21 protein-coding genes are annotated in these 16,912 nt (G+C 66.1%); 13 read left to right on the forward strand and 8 right to left on the reverse strand.

Going from position 1 to position 16,912, the window contains the following annotated elements; translation table 11 throughout:
* The first annotated feature begins 113 nt into the window (after positions 1-113).
* Entirely contained in the window at positions 114-899 is a 786-nt protein-coding gene (locus ACFWUP_RS06885; protein ID WP_379231558.1) for a helix-turn-helix domain-containing protein, read from the forward strand.
* 19 nt (positions 900-918) lie between these two features.
* On the opposite strand, the gene ACFWUP_RS06890 is transcribed toward ACFWUP_RS06885, so the two are convergent.
* The 3 genes from ACFWUP_RS06890 to ACFWUP_RS06900 are packed head-to-tail and all read right to left on the reverse strand — an operon-like array spanning position 919 to position 2,112.
* Positions 919-1,491 (reverse strand): Fic/DOC family protein, encoded by a 573-nt coding sequence (locus ACFWUP_RS06890; protein WP_379231560.1) that lies wholly within the window; start codon positions 1,489-1,491, stop codon positions 919-921.
* Positions 1,488-1,901 carry a hypothetical protein gene (locus ACFWUP_RS06895; protein ID WP_379231562.1) on the reverse strand — a complete coding sequence of 138 codons (414 nt, stop codon included), beginning with the start codon at positions 1,899-1,901 and terminating at the stop codon, positions 1,488-1,490. The genes ACFWUP_RS06890 and ACFWUP_RS06895 overlap by 4 nt, the downstream gene beginning before the upstream one ends.
* Before the next feature lie 58 nt (positions 1,902-1,959).
* A complete protein-coding gene (locus tag ACFWUP_RS06900) occupies positions 1,960-2,112 on the reverse strand; it encodes a hypothetical protein (RefSeq protein ID WP_379231564.1) in 153 nt (50 codons plus the stop codon).
* Positions 2,113-2,225: 113 nt separating this feature from the next.
* Here ACFWUP_RS06900 and ACFWUP_RS06905 point away from each other — a divergent pair, with 113 nt between their 5' ends.
* The 8 genes from ACFWUP_RS06905 (at position 2,226) to ACFWUP_RS06940 (ending at position 10,061) form a co-directional block, all read left to right on the forward strand.
* The gene (locus ACFWUP_RS06905; RefSeq protein ID WP_379231566.1) at positions 2,226-3,443 is read left to right on the forward strand and encodes a transcriptional regulator; all 1,218 of its coding nucleotides are present in this window, start codon (positions 2,226-2,228) and stop codon (positions 3,441-3,443) included.
* Positions 3,444-3,530: 87 nt separating this feature from the next.
* Positions 3,531-5,048, forward strand: coding sequence for an aldehyde dehydrogenase (gene adh, locus ACFWUP_RS06910; RefSeq protein ID WP_379231568.1), 1,518 nt, complete (start codon positions 3,531-3,533; stop codon positions 5,046-5,048).
* Positions 5,048-5,425, forward strand: coding sequence for a DUF779 domain-containing protein (locus tag ACFWUP_RS06915; RefSeq protein WP_379231570.1), 378 nt, complete (start codon positions 5,048-5,050; stop codon positions 5,423-5,425). Before adh ends, ACFWUP_RS06915 begins: the two co-directional genes overlap by 1 nt.
* Positions 5,426-5,569: 144 nt before the next feature.
* On the forward strand, positions 5,570-7,012 hold the full coding sequence (gene eat / locus ACFWUP_RS06920) for an ethanolamine permease (protein ID WP_379231572.1): 1,443 nt from the start codon (positions 5,570-5,572) through the stop codon (positions 7,010-7,012).
* Positions 7,013-7,078: 66 nt separating this feature from the next.
* The gene (locus tag ACFWUP_RS06925; protein ID WP_379231574.1) at positions 7,079-8,491 is read left to right on the forward strand and encodes an ethanolamine ammonia-lyase subunit EutB; all 1,413 of its coding nucleotides are present in this window, start codon (positions 7,079-7,081) and stop codon (positions 8,489-8,491) included.
* A 22-nt stretch (positions 8,492-8,513) separates the two neighbouring features.
* Positions 8,514-9,302, forward strand: coding sequence for an ethanolamine ammonia-lyase subunit EutC (eutC, locus tag ACFWUP_RS06930; protein ID WP_379231575.1), 789 nt, complete (start codon positions 8,514-8,516; stop codon positions 9,300-9,302).
* Positions 9,303-9,360: 58 nt separating this feature from the next.
* Positions 9,361-9,759, forward strand: coding sequence for an NUDIX domain-containing protein (locus ACFWUP_RS06935; RefSeq protein WP_379231577.1), 399 nt, complete (start codon positions 9,361-9,363; stop codon positions 9,757-9,759).
* Between the two features lie 128 nt (positions 9,760-9,887).
* The gene (locus ACFWUP_RS06940) at positions 9,888-10,061 is read left to right on the forward strand and encodes a hypothetical protein (RefSeq protein WP_379231579.1); all 174 of its coding nucleotides are present in this window, start codon (positions 9,888-9,890) and stop codon (positions 10,059-10,061) included.
* Here the strand turns inward: ACFWUP_RS06940 and ACFWUP_RS06945 are convergent.
* The gene (locus tag ACFWUP_RS06945; RefSeq protein ID WP_379231751.1) at positions 10,058-10,303 is read right to left on the reverse strand and encodes a hypothetical protein; all 246 of its coding nucleotides are present in this window, start codon (positions 10,301-10,303) and stop codon (positions 10,058-10,060) included. The two genes, ACFWUP_RS06940 and ACFWUP_RS06945, sit on opposite strands and share 4 nt — an antisense overlap.
* On the reverse strand, positions 10,303-11,163 hold the full coding sequence (mca, locus tag ACFWUP_RS06950) for a mycothiol conjugate amidase Mca (protein ID WP_379231581.1): 861 nt from the start codon (positions 11,161-11,163) through the stop codon (positions 10,303-10,305). Before mca ends, ACFWUP_RS06945 begins: the two co-directional genes overlap by 1 nt.
* 120 nt (positions 11,164-11,283) lie before the next feature.
* On the opposite strand from mca, the gene ACFWUP_RS06955 reads away from it, so the two are divergent.
* Together ACFWUP_RS06955 and greA are read left to right on the forward strand one after the other, a co-directional pair.
* Positions 11,284-11,730: a DUF4307 domain-containing protein gene (locus tag ACFWUP_RS06955; protein ID WP_379231583.1), complete on the forward strand. Its 447-nt coding sequence runs from the start codon at positions 11,284-11,286 to the stop codon at positions 11,728-11,730.
* 238 nt (positions 11,731-11,968) lie between these two features.
* Positions 11,969-12,460 carry a transcription elongation factor GreA gene (greA, locus tag ACFWUP_RS06960; RefSeq protein ID WP_056813695.1) on the forward strand — a complete coding sequence of 164 codons (492 nt, stop codon included), beginning with the start codon at positions 11,969-11,971 and terminating at the stop codon, positions 12,458-12,460.
* 85 nt (positions 12,461-12,545) lie between these two features.
* Here greA and ACFWUP_RS06965 read toward each other — a convergent pair whose 3' ends face one another.
* Positions 12,546-13,688 carry a cystathionine gamma-synthase gene (locus ACFWUP_RS06965; RefSeq protein ID WP_379231585.1) on the reverse strand — a complete coding sequence of 381 codons (1,143 nt, stop codon included), beginning with the start codon at positions 13,686-13,688 and terminating at the stop codon, positions 12,546-12,548.
* 98 nt (positions 13,689-13,786) lie between these two features.
* On the opposite strand from ACFWUP_RS06965, the gene ACFWUP_RS06970 reads away from it, so the two are divergent.
* A complete protein-coding gene (locus ACFWUP_RS06970; protein ID WP_379231587.1) occupies positions 13,787-14,968 on the forward strand; it encodes an acyl-CoA dehydrogenase family protein in 1,182 nt (393 codons plus the stop codon).
* Position 14,969: 1 nt separating this feature from the next.
* On the opposite strand, the gene ACFWUP_RS06975 is transcribed toward ACFWUP_RS06970, so the two are convergent.
* Positions 14,970-15,272: a hypothetical protein gene (locus tag ACFWUP_RS06975; RefSeq protein ID WP_379231589.1), complete on the reverse strand. Its 303-nt coding sequence runs from the start codon at positions 15,270-15,272 to the stop codon at positions 14,970-14,972.
* Positions 15,273-15,600: 328 nt separating this feature from the next.
* Between ACFWUP_RS06975 and ACFWUP_RS06980 the strand changes: the two genes are divergently transcribed.
* Complete coding sequence (locus ACFWUP_RS06980; RefSeq protein WP_379231591.1) at positions 15,601-15,942, forward strand: DUF6401 family natural product biosynthesis protein; 342 nt, start codon at positions 15,601-15,603, stop codon at positions 15,940-15,942.
* A gap of 55 nt (positions 15,943-15,997) precedes the next feature.
* Here the strand turns inward: ACFWUP_RS06980 and ACFWUP_RS06985 are convergent, their stop codons facing one another.
* Complete coding sequence (locus tag ACFWUP_RS06985) at positions 15,998-16,813, reverse strand: hypothetical protein (RefSeq protein WP_379231593.1); 816 nt, start codon at positions 16,811-16,813, stop codon at positions 15,998-16,000.
* Positions 16,814-16,912 lie beyond the last annotated feature (99 nt).

A 16,912-nucleotide genomic window follows, 5' to 3' on the forward strand; every position in this document is an offset into this window, starting at 1 on the left:
TCCAACAGCAGGCCGACCCTTTCGAAGCTTCGCATATTTGACCGATCGGCTGGGCAAGGTCGAGGCATCGATCACCCCCGGACACAATGGCGGCACGTCGATACTCTGGTGAGGTGAGCACCATCGCCCGTTCGCCGATCCGCGATTCAGTGCGGATGCCGACCGCGTGGACCCGGCCGGGTCATATCGGGTACGTCGGGCCGGATCTGCGACCCGATACGCACGCGCCGCCGGTCGCGATGCTCACCGTGGGGCTGGACGGGCCGCTGATCGTGCACACCTCGCGCGGGCTGATTCGCACCGGCAGCTCGTTCACGCCCGCTCGGACCGCGCACCGTGTCGTCGCCACCGAAGGGTGGATTCTGGTGCTGTTCATCGACCCGTCGAGTGCGCCTGCCACCATGATCGCCGACGAGATGACGGACGCGGCAGGAACTTTCGGCCTTCGGCACCGCTGTGAGCGTGAACTCGTCGAACTGTGCGGCGAACCCGTCGTCGACCCCGAACGCATCTACCAGCGAGCCATCGCAGGCCCGCACCTGCCTACCGACCCCCGGATCGCCCGGCTCACCGCCACCATCCGCGACCAGCCCTCCGACGCCCTGCGCGCCGACCAGATCGCCGCGAACCTGGGCCTGTCCACCGGCCACTTCCTACACCTGTTCACCCAGCACTGCGGCACCACCTTCCGCGGCTACCAACGCTGGAACCGCATGGTCTCCGCGATCACCAACGCCGTCAACGGCCACGACCTCACCCGCTCCGCCATCGATGCCGGCTTCGCCACCCCTTCCCACTTCAGCGAATCCTTCCGAGCCATGATCGGCCTGCCCGCCACCAAAATGCTCGGCGCAGGCATCCACTTCGACCTCGGCCCCCGCATCATCGCGCCCCGCTGAGCGCAGAGCCCGACAACGCTCACCCCCCGACCAGCCGGTCCAGCAGATCCCGCATCGGCTCGTTGTCACCGCGCAGCGACGACATCGACGCCTGCGTGTTCTCCTCCGGATCGAGGCCTGACCAGTCGATCACCCAGCCGGCCTCACGAGCTAGCTGGTGAAAGAACGCTCGCTGAGCACGTCCGTTCCCCTCACGGAACGGATGAATCGCGTTGACCTCACCGAGATAATGGCTCAGCTTCACGATGAAGTCTGTTCGCCCCAGCCCACGCAAGTACCCGTCCGCCGCCAGCGCGGCGAAGACCTCCGCTGAGTAACTCGCGATGTGGTCAGGAAGGCAAAACGGATCCGATTTGGCGATACCAACCGTTCGAATCTCACCCGCCCACGGGTACACGTCGGCGAAGATCTCACGATGAAACGCGCACAGATGCTGCAGGTCATAGCGGCCGTGCAACGGCCTCATTCCCAGATCCGCCAGCGCGGCCTGACTCAGATCAGCCTCCGCCTGACGTAACGAGGCTGCGTCTACGATCCCCAGTCGATTGCGTAGCACTCCCGATTTCGGGTCGAGGTACGGATCCGCCGTCACGCTGCGCCGTGCAGGCCCCGGATCAGCTCCCGCATGCGCGTGGTGCTGATCTCGCCACGAGCCCACTGCCCCATAACCCCCTCAGCAGCCGGACTCGCCGACGAGCCTTCGGCCCTGACCGACGCCGCGGCCTGCGCCAAGGATCGTGACCGCTCCATAGTCAGCTCCTCGAAGACCTCGACAGGCACCATCACAGCCTCGGTCTTCCGATGTGATCCGACCCCGATCGGTCGCCGATCACCGTTGCGGAACCGCGCCAAAAGACCAGACAACTGGGCCCGAGCCTCACGCACCGATAAGGTCTCCATAGAAAAAGTGTACACAATTGCATACACAATCGCCTCCCACTTCAGCGAATCCTTCCGAGCCATGATCGGCCTGCCCGCCACCAAAATGCTCGGCGCAGGCATCCACTTCGACCTCGGCCCCGCATCATCGCGCCCAGTTGAGATCAGAGGGCGATAACGCTCACCGCCCAGTGTCGTCGCCGATCCGGTCCTCCGAGCCGAAGAACTCCTCCGCTTCCTGTCGCATCGACGCACAATCCACCCGAGGCAGCGCTCGGTGGCGCGCGACCATTTCGTCCGCGCTGTACCGCTGCGCGCGTTCTGGTGGCTCCATGCGGAAAGTGTATGGAGCTGCTGCTGGCTGACGAAACTGCTGCTCAGCGGGGGGAGGTGGGGCATGATGGGGAGGGGATCGTTGTCGAGTTCGTCTAGTTAGGAAGAGCCGGGATGGTGCAACTCACGCTTTCCGCGCAGCGGGCTGCGTTGGAGCGGGAGTGGGCGTTGCGGGTGCCCGGTGGGGGTGAGGTTTCGGGGGGCGGCGGTGCAGGGCCGGGGGTGCGGGACGAGGTGGCGCAGAGTTGGTTGCGGTCGTTGCGGACGGTGGATCCGGGGCGTGATCACGCGCCGGTCAGCGAGACCGATATCGGGCCGCGGTGGGCGGAGTCGCCGTTGCGGGGGCCGGTGACGGAGTTGAAAGAGCAGTTGCACAGTGTGGCCGATGATGCGGGATATGTCGCGGCGGTGACCGATGCTTCGGGGACGATTCTGTGGACTTATGGCGGGCCGGTGATGCAGCGGCGGGCCGAGCAGGTGAACTTCGCGCCGGGTGGGCGGTGGGACGAGGCGCATATGGGGACCAACGCGTTGTCGTTGGCGTTGCGGACCGATCAGCCGCACACGGTGTTCTCGGCCGAGCATCTGGTGGCGGCGCTGCACGGGTGGGTCTGTTATTGCGCGCCGATCAGGGCGGCCGACGGGACGCTGCTCGGGGTGCTCGATTTGTCGACCACCTGGAAACGCTCGCACCCGCTGGCCATGGCGACCGTGCGCACGATGACCAGCGCGATCGAAGCGAAGCTGCACGCCGCCATGCCCGCGCCGGCCGGGATGCGGCTGACCTGTCTGGGGACCGGGCGGTTGATGCGTGACGGTCAGCAGATTCGGTTGCGGCCGCGCCAGCTCGAGATCCTGACCCTGCTCGCGCTCGACGACGACGGCTACAACCACGAGCGCCTGCACTACGCGGTCTACGGTGATCGTGCGGTCGGGGCGAGCACGCTGAAATCGGAGATGTCTTACCTGCGGCGCGCGACCGGTGGTGAGATCACCAGTCGCATATACCGATTCACCACTGCCCTTTCCTGTGATGCGGTGGACATGTTGCACGCCTTGGAAAAGGGCGATGTCGATACCGCCGTGCGGCTGTACCACGGTCCGCTGCTTCCTGATTCGGATACACCGGGCATCAGCGAATGGCGCGACTACCTCGAAGTCGCCATGCGCAACGCGGTCCTGAACAGCCCGAACGCGAATCATGCACTGGCATACGGCGAAACAGCGCCGGACGATATCGCCGTCCACGAACACGCGCTAGCTCTACTCCCCGCCCGCGACGCACGCCGCGCCGTCGCCGCCGCCCGCCTGCACAGCGCACTTCGCGCCTGATCGGTCAGGCTTCAACCATTTATCAACCCGCTAGGCGGATAGTGATGGGCGTCACGCTTCACCGGACACAGCGAGGAGCCACCGCACATGATCTACGCCAAGCCGGGCACCGAGGGCAGCATCGTCAGCTACGCGCCGAGGTACGACAACTTCATCGACGGCAAGTGGGTTCCGCCCGTAGAAGGCCGCTATTTCGAGAACACCTCCCCGGTCGACGGGCAGACGTTCTGCGAGATCGCCCGCTCGAGTGCCGCCGATGTGGAACTGGCCCTCGACGCCGCCCACCGCGCCGCGCCCGCCTGGGGTGAGACCTCGCCGGCCGAGCGCGCCAACATCCTGAACAAGATCGCCGACCGGATCGAGGCCAACCTCGAGGCCCTCGCGGTCGCCGAGACCTGGGACAACGGCAAGCCGGTCCGCGAGACCCTGGCCGCCGATCTCCCCCTCGCCGTCGACCACTTCCGCTACTTCGCCGGTGTGCTGCGCGCGCAGGAAGGCGGGATCAGCGAGGTCGACAAGGACACCATCGCCTACCACTTCCACGAGCCGCTCGGCGTTGTCGCACAGATCATTCCGTGGAACTTCCCGATCCTGATGGCCACCTGGAAGCTCGCACCGGCGCTCGCCGCGGGAAATGCGGTGGTGCTCAAGCCCGCTGAGCAGACACCGGCTTCGATCATGAAGGTCATCGAACTCGTCGCGGATCTGCTGCCGCCGGGAGTTCTCAACGTGGTCAACGGCTTTGGTGTCGAAGCGGGCAAGCCGCTCGCGTCGAGCCCGCGCGTGGCGAAGGTCGCGTTCACCGGCGAGACCACCACCGGGCGGCTGATCATGCAGTACGCGAGCGAGAACATCATCCCGGTTACCCTCGAACTGGGTGGCAAGAGCCCCAACATCTTCCTGGCCGACGTGATGGCCGCAGACGACGACTACCTCGACAAGGCCATCGAGGGCTTCGTGATGTTCGCCCTCAACCAGGGTGAGGTCTGTACCTGTCCGTCGCGCGCGCTGATCGCCTCCTCGATCTACGACGAGTTCATGGCTCGCTGCGTCGAACGCACCAAGGCCATCATCAGTGGCAATCCCCTCGACGAGGCGACCATGATCGGCGCCCAGGCCAGCAACGATCAGTTCGAGAAGATCCTGTCCTACATCGACATCGGCAAGAAGGAAGGCGCCGAGGTGCTCACCGGCGGCGCGGTCCGCAGCGTCGACGGGCTGGCCGGCGGCTTCTACATCGAGCCGACGATCTTCAAGGGCACCAACGACATGCGCGTGTTCCAGGAGGAGATCTTCGGCCCGGTCGTCGCGGTCACCACCTTCGACGACACCGCGGAAGCTCTCTCGATCGCCAACGACACCCTCTACGGCCTCGGCGCCGGCGTGTGGACGCGCGATATGAACACCGCCTACCGACTCGGTCGCGGCATCAAGGCCGGTCGGGTGTGGACGAACTGCTACCACGCCTACCCCGCGCACGCCGCGTTCGGCGGGTACAAGAAGTCCGGTATCGGCCGCGAGAACCACAAGATGATGCTCGATCACTACCAGCAGACCAAGAACATCCTGGTCAGCTACTCGCCGAACAAGCTCGGCTTCTTCTGATGGTGCAGCGCGTCGACCTCACGGAAAAGGCGGCGGCGCTGCTGCAGGAACTGACCGGGCAACACGGCCCGGTCATGTTCCACCAGTCCGGCGGCTGCTGCGACGGCAGCTCGCCCATGTGCTACCCGCGCGGGGAATTCCGGGTGGGCGGTTCCGACGTGCTGCTCGGGTACCTGCCCGGCGAAACACCGTTCTGGATGAGTGCCGACCAGTTCGAATACTGGAAACACACCCACCTCACCGTCGACGTGGTCCCTGGCCGCGGCGGCGGGTTCTCCCTCGAGGCCCCCGAAGGCGTGCGGTTCCTGATCCGCTCACGCCTGTTCACCGATGAGGAAGTGGCCGCGCTCGAATCGACGCCGCCACCGACCGGGTGATCTGAAACACCCGTAATCAGATAGTTTCCGCAGGTCAGCGGCGTTTGATACGCGCCGCTGACCTGACGGATCCACGGCCGTAACAGTCGTCAACCATTCTTCAACCCTCGACGATCACCGTTGCCGAACGCGCTTTGCTTGTTGATGAGGAGCACCACCGTGAGCACAGAAATCAGCCCCGCCACCGGCGAGGGCGCACCAGTCGACGACTATCTCGCCAAACGCACCCTGCGCAAGGGCACGGCGGGCTGGGTGCTGCTCGCGGGCCTCGGCGTGAGCTACGTGATCTCCGGCGACTTCTCCGGCTGGAACTTCGGCCTCGCCGAAGGCGGCTTCGGCGGTCTGCTCATCGCCACCGTCGTGATCGCGGCGATGTATCTGGCCATGGTGCTCGGCATGGCCGAGATGTCCTCGGCGCTGCCCGCGGCGGGCGGCGGCTACACCTTCGCCCGGCGCGCGCTCGGACCGTGGGGCGGATTCGCCACCGGCACAGCCATTCTCATCGAATACGCCATCGCGCCCGCCGCGATCGCCACCTTCATCGGCGCCTATGTGGAATCGCTGAACCTGTTCGGCATCACCGACGGCTGGTGGGTGTATCTGGCGGTGTACGCGCTGTTCATCGGCATCCACCTGACCGGTGCGGGCGAGGCGCTCAAGGCGATGTTCGTGATCACCGGGATCGCGCTCGTCGGCCTGGTGATCTTCGCGTTCGCGGCCGTCGGCAAGTTCGACGCGGCCAACCTGACCAATATCGCCGCCGACCCCGCCGCGACCGGGTCGTCGGCGTTCCTGCCGTTCGGCTACCTCGGCATCTGGGCCGCGATCCCGTTCGCGATCTGGTTCTTCCTCGCCGTCGAAGGCGTGCCGCTGGCCGCCGAGGAAGCCAGCGAGCCGGAGAAGAACGTGCCGAAGGGCATCATCGTCGCGATGCTGCTGCTGTGCGTCACCGGCGCGGTGGTGCTGTTCCTGGTCACCGGCGCGCTCGGCGCCCAGAGCGCGTCCGCCTCGGGCAACCCCCTGGTCGAGGCGCTGGGCGACAGTTCGGTGGCCAAGGTGGTCAACTACATCGGCCTGGCCGGTCTGATCGCCAGCTTCTTCTCCATCATCTACGCCTACTCCCGCCAGACCTTCGCCCTCTCGCGCGCCGGCTACCTGCCGACCGTCCTGTCGATCACCAACTCCCGCAAGGCGCCGGTACTGGCGCTGATCGTGCCCGGCGTGATCGGTTTCGCCCTCTCGCTCACCGGCAAGGGCGCGATGCTGCTGAACATGGCCGTGTTCGGCGCGGCGGTGAGCTACGTGCTGATGATGGTGTCGCACATCGTGCTTCGCAAGCGTGAACCGAACATGCCGCGCCCGTACCGCACGCCCGGCGGCATCATCACCACCGGATTCGCGCTGGTCATCGCGGCGGCCTCGGTGGCGGCGACGTTCCTGGTCGACCAGCAGGCGGCGCTGTGGACGCTCGGTGTGTTCGTCGCCTTCATGGCCTACTTCGGGCTCTACAGTCGCAAGCACCTGGTCGCCAAGTCGCCGGACGAGGAGTTCGCGGCGATCGCCAAGGCGGAATCGGAACTGGAGTAGTCGTCGCCCGGCAGCGGCACCGTTCGCTGCCGGGTTTCGACCGGCCGATGAAATCTAGCGAAAGGGATGACCGTGTACCGCAGCACAATCGGCGTCACGACCTACACCTTCGACGGCTTGATCGAGCTGATGGCGAAAGCCACGCCGCTGCGCAGCGGCGACGAACTCGCGGGATGCGCGGCCGAGACCGACGCCGAACGTGCTGCGGCGCAATGGGCTTTGGCCGAGGTGCCGCTGACCACGTTCCTCAACGACGTGCTGGTGCCCTACGAAACCGATGAGGTCACCCGGCTGATCATCGACAGCCATGACCGGGTGGCGTTCGCGCCGATCGCGCATCTGACCGTCGGTGGGCTGCGCGACTGGCTGCTCGCGGTCGCCGCCACCGAGGATTCGGCGGTGACCTTGGCCGCGGTCTCGCCGGGGCTGACGCCGGAAATGGTGGCCGCGGTCAGCAAGATCATGCGCAACCAGGATCTGATCGCCGTGGCCAAGGCCACCCAGGTCACGGCAGGATTCCGCACCACCATCGGGCTGCCCGGCCGCCTGAGCACCCGGCTGCAACCCAACCACCCGACCGACGATCCGCGAGGCATCGCCGCCGCCACCCTGGACGGCCTGCTCCTCGGCTGCGGCGACGCGGTGATCGGGATCAACCCCGCCACCGATTCACCGCAGGCCACCTCGGACCTGCTGCACCTGCTCGACGAAGTGCGCGTGCGCTTCGACATCCCCACCCAGTCGTGCGTGCTCTCCCACGTCACCACGACCATCGGCTTGATCGAAGAGGGCGCGCCGGTGGACCTGGTGTTCCAGTCCGTCGCGGGTACCGAGGGCGCGAATACCGGCTTCGGCGTGAACATTTCGCTGCTGCGTGAAGGGAACGAGGCCGGGCGTTCGCTCGGACGCGGCACCGTCGGCGACAACGTGATGTACCTCGAAACCGGGCAGGGCTCGGCGCTGAGCGCGAATGCCCATCTGGGCGTCGGTGATCGGCCTGTCGACCAACAGACACTCGAAGCGCGCGCCTACGCCGTCGCGAGGGATCTGCAACCGCTGCTGGTGAATACGGTCGTCGGCTTCATCGGACCCGAATACCTCTACGACGGAAAACAGATCATCCGCGCCGGGCTCGAAGACCACTTCTGCGGCAAGCTCCTCGGCCTGCCGATGGGGGTGGACGTCTGCTACACCAACCATGCCGAGGCCGACCAGGACGACACGGACACCCTGCTCACGCTGTTGGGTGCGGCCGGTTGCGCGTTCGTCATCGCAGTGCCCGGCGCCGACGACGTGATGCTCGGCTACCAGAGCCTGTCGTTCCACGACGCGCTCTACGCCCGGCAGGTCCTGAACCTGCGTCCCGCACCGGAATTCGAGGCGTGGCTGTCGAGCCTTGGCATGCTCGACGCGAACGGCCGTGTGCGACAAGTAGAGCCGCTGTCCTCGCCCCTGCGCGCCCTGACAGGCACCCGATGATCGAGACAGGACGGAACCGTCTGTGAACCAGCCCATTCCCGATGCGGCCGAATCGACTGTCGCCGAGGACTTCTGGCGGGATCTTCGCAGCAGCACGCAGGCCCGGATCGGGCTGGGCCGCACCGGCGACGCGCTGCCGACAACAGACGTCCTCGCACTGCGCGCCGCCCACGCCGCTGCCCGCGACGCCGTGCATCTACCCCTCGACGTCGCGACCTTCACCGAGCAGATCACCGCCGTCGGCCTCGGCACCCCGGTCACCGTCGCCAGCCGCGCGGCCGATCGCGCCGAATACCTGCGCCGCCCCGACCTCGGCAGACTGCCCGACGACCTGACCGCGGTCCCGAACACCGGCGCCGACATCGGCTTCGTCCTCGCCGACGGCCTGTCCCCGTTGGCCCTCACCGAGCACGCCCCCGGCCTGTTGTCCGCTCTCGCAACAGAACTCGGCGACAGCTACACCCTCGCCCCGCCGGTCATCGCCACCCAGGCCAGGGTCGCACTCGGCGACCATATCGCCGAGGCCATGGGTGTGCGCACCGTGCTGGTCATCATCGGCGAACGCCCCGGCCTCTCGGTCGCCGACAGCCTCGGCATCTACCTCACCCACCTGCCGCGCCCCGGCCGCGCCGACGCCGAACGCAACTGCATCTCCAACATCCACCCGCCCGACGGCCTCACCTACACCGACGCGGCCCGCGTGGTGGCGGGCCTGGTCGCGGGCGCTCGGGCACTCGGCCGCTCCGGTGTCGACCTCAAAGACACCTCCCGCGCCCTGACCGGCTCCGACACCCCTACCATCACGAACTGACCCAGACACCAGAGCGGTTCGACGTGAACCGGAGCCGATCGCTCCCTAGAGTGAACCCATGATCCGCACCGCCGCCCTCGCCCATGTCCGCGACCGCAGGCTGATTCAGACGCGCCCCGAGGGCAAAGAGGTCTTCTACATGGCGGGCGGCAAGATCGACCCCGGCGAGACCCCTTTACAGGCGCTACATCGCGAGATCGAGGAAGAACTCGGCGTCGGCCTCGCCGGTGTCGCCGAGCTCGGCATCTTCGAGGCGGAGGCCTACGGGCACGCCAGGAACACCGGCCTGCACATGACCTGTTTCCGTGCCGAACTCACCGGCGAACCCCACGCCACCGGCGAAATCGCCGAATTCCGCTACTTCACCGGCAGCGAGTACGAGGCCATGGAACACGTCGCACCAGGCTCGATGATGGTCTTCCGCCGCCTGCACGAACTCAACCTCATCGATTGGTGACGAGTCAACCAACCGACTCTCTTACGCACGGCTGATGGTTGCCGAGGCGTCGGTTTGATAAAGCGCGAAACACTACCGCGACCTGCGACGATGCCTTAGTTGTGAACATGCCCGTAACCACCGCGCCCATGACCGCATCGGAGCGTCGCGCCGCGTTGCGCCGTCTCATCGCCCTGTTCGGTCTGATGAACACGATGATCGAACTCAACGCCAGCGGAGCGCCGCGGTCGGTGGCCGAGCATGCCACCGCCGCGCGCGACCTGGTCGGCGAACTCGTCGCCGATCTCGCCGCAGCGCGCTAACTACTCGTCTTCGGTTCGGCATCCTCGGCCGTGATCACGCCGGGGTCGGTGCCCTCGTCGGCTTTCTGGTCCGGTTCCGGGTGTTCGGGTTCGAAGGTTTCGGGTAGGCCCTTGAGGTGCTTGTTCATCGAGCGCACCAGCAGGACGGTGCCTGCCAGCAGGATCAGGATGACCAGCAGGCCGAGCGGGGAGGCCTTGCCGAATTCGGGGCCGGTGGGTTGCTGTGCGAGGTAGACCAACATCACCGGTCAGCGTCCTCGATGCCGGCGAACAGGTCGGTCTCCGGGATGGCGGTGGAAACGCGCGTCTTGGCCAATTCGAACTCCTCGGTCGGCCACAGCCGCTGTTGCATCTCCAACGGGATCGCGAAGAACGCGCCGTTGGGATCGATCTGAGTCGCGTGCGCGCGCAGGGCGTCGTCACGCTGGGGGAAGTATTTCGAGCATTCGACCTGGGTGGTGATCCGGCCCCACATGTCCTCGCGGCCGAACTCCTTCATCCGGTCCAGCCACTCCTGCAGGGGGAACGGTTCGCCGTTGGCCTCGTACTCCGCGGCGAACGCGGCCAGCCGCTTCACCGAGAAACCGTGGTCGTAGTAGATCTTCGACACCGTCCACGGCGGCCCGGCGTCCGGGAACGCCTCGGGATCACCGGCGGCCTCGTAGGCGGCCATCGACACCTCGTGGCAGCGGATGTGGTCGGGGTGCGGGTAGCCGCCGTTCTCGTCGTAGGTCGTCATGACCTGCGGTTTGAACTCGCGGATCACCCGGACCAGCGCCTCGGTCGACTCCTCGAGCGGAACGAGCGCGAAGCAACCCTCGGGCAGCGGCGGCAGCGGGTCACCCTCGGGCAGGCCCGAGTCGATGAAACCCAGCCAGTGCTGACGCACACCGAGCGCGGCGGCCGCGGCGGCCATCTCCTCGCGGCGCACATCCAGAATGCGGTCGAGCACGCCGGGGGTATCCATCGCCGGGTTGAGGATGCTGCCGCGTTCCCCGCCGGTCAACGTCACGACCAGCACTTCGGCACCCTCGTCGGCGTAGCGCGCCATCGTGGCGGCGCCTTTGCTCGATTCGTCGTCGGGGTGGGCGTGCACTGCCATGAGGCGAAGGCCACTCACTTCTCGTTCACCGTCGCTCTCGCTCGCGGGTGTCAGATGTCGTTACCTATAGTTCCATCCGACCCCCTGTTTGTTCCGACCACCCCCGGGAGCGCGAAACCGATGACCGAACCCGCCCCCGACTCCGCCACCGCAGCAGCGCGACACGCCGATCGATACGGTACGAAACCGCCCGTGCGTCGCGTGTGGGTGCTGGTTTTGCTCGGTGTCGGCGTCGTCGCGGCCGGGTTCGCGGTCGCCTATCTGGGTTTCCAGAAATACGGCCCGAAGGCGGTCGAGACCGAGCAGCTGGGCTATGTGGTCGTCGATGATTCCACCCTGGACATGCGCGTCAAGGTCACCCGCGACAACCCCCAGCAGGCCGTGGTCTGCTTCGTCCGGGCGATGGATCGCGACGGCGCCGAGGTCGGGCGACGCGAAGTTCTCGTGCCCGGATCGGATTCGACCAGCGTGCAGATCAGCACTACGGTGAAGTCATCCGCGCGCCCCTCGGCGGGCGACATCTACGGTTGCAGCGACCAGGTTCCGGGCTACCTACGAGCGGAATAGCCCGCCTGACTGGCCTGACCTGCATATTTGTGAGACATGCTAAAATGGTCTGATACACGGTTCCGGGGTTCGGAGCCGTGTTTGCTGCATTGGCGGCCAGCGGTGCTGTTTGCGGGTATCGGGTTCACCCCCAGGATCGCTCCAGCCGTCGGGCTGGTGCATGCCCTCCTCCGGGAGGGATAGCGCCGGTTTCAGGGAATCCCGGTGCGCCGGGAACAACTACTAGGGAGTGATCGAGATGACCGAGAATGTGACCTGGCTTACCCAGGAGTCGCACGACAGGCTCAAGGGCGAGCTCGACTCGCTCATTGCCAATCGTCCGGTCATTGCCGCCGAGATCAACGAGCGTCGCGAAGAAGGCGACCTCAAGGAGAACGGTGGCTACCACGCCGCGCGCGAAGAGCAGGGTCAGCAGGAGGCGCGTATCCGCCAGCTGCAGGAACTGCTGAACAACGCCAAGGTCGGCGTCGCCCCCACCAAGTCCGGTGTGGCACTGCCGGGTTCGGTCGTCACGGTCTACTACGACGGCGACGAGGGCGATACCGAGACCTTCCTGATCGCGACTCGCGAAGAGGGCTTGGGCGCCACCGGCCTCGAGGCCTACTCGCCGAATTCGCCGCTGGGCGGTGCGCTGATCGACGCCAAGGTGGGCGAGACCCGCGAGTACACACTCCCCAATGGCAACACCATGAAGGTCACGCTGGTCAGCGCGGAGCCGTACCACAGCTGAGCGCGCTGAAGATCTAGAACCCGAACGCAGGCGGCCGCACCCGATACTCGGATGCGGCCGCTTCGTCATGTTCGGGTGGCCCTGCTCAGCTCAGCGCCTGCTCGACGTCGGCGAGTAGATCGCTGATGTCCTCGATACCGACCGAGAGGCGGACGAGGTCGGCGGGAACTTCCAGAGCCGAGCCCTCGGTGCTCGCGTGCGTCATCGCGCCGGGGTGTTCGATGAGCGATTCGACGCCGCCGAGCGATTCGGCCAGGGTGAAGATCTCCGTGCGCGAGCAGAACTTCAGCGCCGCTTCCCGGCCACCGACCAGGCGCACCGAGATCATGCCGCCGCTGCGACGCATCTGCTTCTGCGCGATCTCGTAACCGGGGTGCGTGGGCAGGCCCGGGTAGATGACCTGCGAGATGGCCGGGTGGTTGGTCAGGAAGTTCGCGATAACCTCGGCGTTGTCGCAGTGCTTCTCCATGCGTACGGCCAGGGTCTTGATGCCGCGCATGGTGAGGAAGGCGTCGAACGGGCCGGGGACCGCGCCCGCACCGTTCTGCAGGAACGCGAAATCCTTGTCGAGGTCGGCACTGTTGGTGATCAGCGCGCCGCCGACGACGTCGGAGTGGCCGCCGATGTACTTGGTGGTCGAGTGCAGCACCACGTCGGCGCCGAGCAGCAGCGGCTGCTGCAGGTACGGGGTGGCGAAGGTGTTGTCCACGACCAGCTTCGCGTCGGCCTCGTGGGCGATATCGGCCAGCGCGGGGATGTCACCGATACTCAGCAGCGGGTTGGTGGGGGTTTCGATCCACACCAGCTTGGTGTTGGGGCGGATGGCCGCGCGGACCGCGTCGAGGTCGGCGATGTGGGCGGGCGAGTGCTCGATGCCCCACTGGCTGAAGACCTTGTCGATGAGCCGGAAGGTGCCGCCGTAGGCATCGTCGGGGATCACGATGTGGTCGCCGGGGCGCAGCATGGCGCGCAGCGCACAGTCCGTCGCCGCCATGCCCGAGGCGAAGGCGCGCCCGTAACTGCCCGATTCGAGGGCGGCGAGGTTGGCTTCCAGTGCCGTGCGGGTGGGGTTGCCGGTGCGCGCGTACTCATAGCCACCGCGCATGCCGCCGACGCCGTCCTGGGCGAAGGTCGAGCTCGCGTAGATGGGCACGTTGACCGCACCGGTCTGAGGATCGGGTTCGTATCCGGCGTGCACGGCCCTGGTGGAGAATCCCAGCTCACTCATTGCCCCAGACTAGTTGGCTCGCTTCGCGTGCTTTCGTAGGGGTATTGGCATGGCCGAAGTGTCGGATTCGGGCGTGGTACTGCGGTTAAGCTCACGCCATGGTCACTGTCGAAGAGTTGTTCGCCATCGATCCGCTGCTCTCGTCCGAGGAGCGCGAAATCCGCGACACGGTGGCGCGATTCGGCGAACGTAGGCTGCGACCGCACCTGGCCGACTGGTTCGAACAGGGCACCTTCCCTGCCCGTGAGATCGCGCCGGAACTGGGCAAGCTCGGACTGCTCGGCATGCACCTCGAGGGCTACGGCTGCGCGGGCGCGTCGGCCACGGCGTACGGACTCGCGTGTCAGGAGCTGGAAGCCATCGACTCCGGCGTGCGCAGCATGGTGTCGGTGCAGGGCTCGCTGGCGATGGCGGCCATCCACTTCTTCGGGTCAGAGGAGCAGAAGCAGCAGTACCTGCCCGCGATGGCGGCCGGTGAGATGATCGGGTGCTTCGGGCTCACCGAACCGGACTTCGGGTCCAATCCCGGCGGGATGCGCACGCGGGCACGGCGCGATGGTGACGACTGGGTGCTCAACGGGTCCAAGATGTGGATCACCAATGGGTCGGTGGCCGATATCGCCGTCGTCTGGGCCTACGCCGACGAGCCGGGCGCGGACAAGCCGCGGGTGCGTGGGTTCCTTGTCCCTTCCGGCACACCAGGTTTCACCACGCGCGAGATCCACCGCAAGCTGTCGCTGCGCGCATCCATCACCGCCGCACTGGATTTCGATGATGTGCGCTTGCCCACCGATGCGGTGCTGCCCGAATCACGCGGCCTCAGTTCGCCACTGGCCTGTTTGAGCGAAGCACGATTCGGCATCATCTTCGGCGCGCTCGGCGCCGCGCGCGACTGCCTGACCGCGGCGATCGACTACTCCCGCACCCGTGAGGTGTTCGACAAGCCCCTCGCCGGTTACCAACTCACGCAAGCCAAGCTGGCCGATATGGCACTCGAACTCGGCAAGGGGCAGCTACTCGCGCTGCACCTGGGCCGGTTGAAGGATCGCCACGAGATCACCGGCGAGCAGATCAGCGCGGGCAAGCTGAACAGCACCCGTGAAGCCATCAAGATCGCGCGCGAATGCCGGACCATCCTGGGCGCCAACGGAATCACCCTCGACTATCCCGTCCTGCGCCACGCCAACAACCTGGAATCGGTGCTCACCTACGAGGGTACGGCCGAGGTGCATCAACTGGTCATCGGCAAAGCACTCACCGACGCCAACGCCTTCCGATAGATCAGGTACCGGCCGGTCGCGGCCTGATCATCCCGCTCGCGAAGGCCGCGGCGAGCATCACGAGCACCACCGTGAGCACGGTCAGCGCGATGGGCACGGTGATCGCCGCGGGAATGCCGATCACGGTCAGCCCGGCGACACCGCCGCAACCCCAAATGATCGCTGCGGCAAGACGTCCGAGCAGTGGCGCATAGGGCGAGCTCTGCCAAACGCCGACGATTTTCGTCTGTGCTGAATACCCTGCGCTAGCTGCGATAACCGGGCTCATGCCGACCAGTTGAACGGCCGGGTCGGTGACCTGCACTGCGGATCCTTTCGCTCGCCGAGCTGGTTTGCCGAAAGTTGACTCGGAACGGTTATACCCACTCAGAGTCCATCGGGGGCCCGGTTCGCGCAACCGGAGCAGTATCGATCGGGTCTCGTCGACCGGGCCCACCGTTCCGGTCTGCGCGGGGAACTCGCGGTTCGCTGCCCTGTTCGACAGGTCAGCAGGGGCTCGCACAGCGACCGCGGTTGCGCTCAACGGAATTCGATCGAGCGCGTTCGATGTTGCGTCATATTCGCCCGGCGGCATTATTGATCTTGAAACAGGACAATTTCAACTATGCCGGATAGATTGCTATCATATTGCAATGTTTGCGCCAGGTCCCGCGTTGCTCGAACTTTCGGCGCAACGACAATTACAGCAGTTGAACACCGACTTCGGAGTGCCCGCGGCAGCCGTCGCCGCGACGGTGCCCGCACTGTCGGCTCAGTTGGATCAGCACGCTGCCGCGGTGCGCGACATTCTCGAACTCGGCGTAGAGAATTCGGCGCGGGTGCCGCTCGTCATTCTGCTCGCCGGTTATGTGCGCGGACTTCTCGATCATTTCGCCGAGGGTGCCGACGGATTCTTCGCGGGCGCACCGGATAGCTGGCTCGCCGCCGACTGGTTGCAATTACGTCTTGCCGCAGTGTGCGCGTACGCCGATTAGAACGACGACGGCGCCCCGCCACCCGAAAAGGTAACGGTGCGCCGACGCCGGTTGGTCATCGAGCTGTTTCACCACCCCAGCCGGGTTCGCCCACACCGGGGGTGACCCGCTGGGTCGCACTCGGCGCCACCTGCGAGCCCTGACGCGCGGCGTCCTCACGGCCACGCTGGTAGGCCTCGGCATGCCCCTTCATCGCGGGCATCTCCGATTCCAGATTGCCGAGCCAGCCATTCCAGCGCTGCTCCATGGGCCGCACCAGACCGCCACCGACGCCCACCACCAGGATGCCGCCGATGGTGGCGAGCACGGCGATCAGGATCGGGGTGGTCACCGAGGTCGCGACGCCGATCTGGTTCAGCGCGGCGATGATGCCGATACCCCAGATGAATACCGCCGCGATCCGGCCGAGCATGGTCCCGTAGGACAGCCCGCCCAGGACATTGGAGACCAGTTCACTCACCGCGTGGGCGATGGCCGCCGCGATCACCACGATCACGATCGCGACCGCCGCCTTGGGCAGCCAGGCCACGATGCTGGTGAGCAGCGCGCTGACCGGGTTCGGCCCGAACACCGCGAAACCGACCTGCAGCGCGATCAGCAGAATCGCGTAGTAGGCGATCTTGGCGAGAATGCCGGAAGCATCATATTTACTGCGGGACAGCATTTTCCGCAGTTCGCCGCGTTCGACCAGTTTGTCGAATCCGACGCGCTCGAGCACCGCCTTCACGATCTTGGCGACTACCTTCGCGATGATCCAGCCGACGAGAAGTATGGCGATGAATGCCACTGCTTTGGGGACGAACTGCGCGACCGAACTCCACGCGTCGGTCAAGCCCTGCTGGAAATCTATCGCAATGACGGAGGTATCCACGGCCTTTCCTTTCGCTCATACCGATCAGTGCGGCTGAATTGCCGAAGCACCTGTTTGTGGTGGTTACCCAGGCAATCCTCATTGAATCTGCCGAGTAGC

Origin of the sequence: Nocardia sp. NPDC058658, from assembly GCF_042716665.1 — a bacterium.
Taxonomy (GTDB): Bacteria; Actinomycetota; Actinomycetes; order Mycobacteriales; family Mycobacteriaceae; genus Nocardia.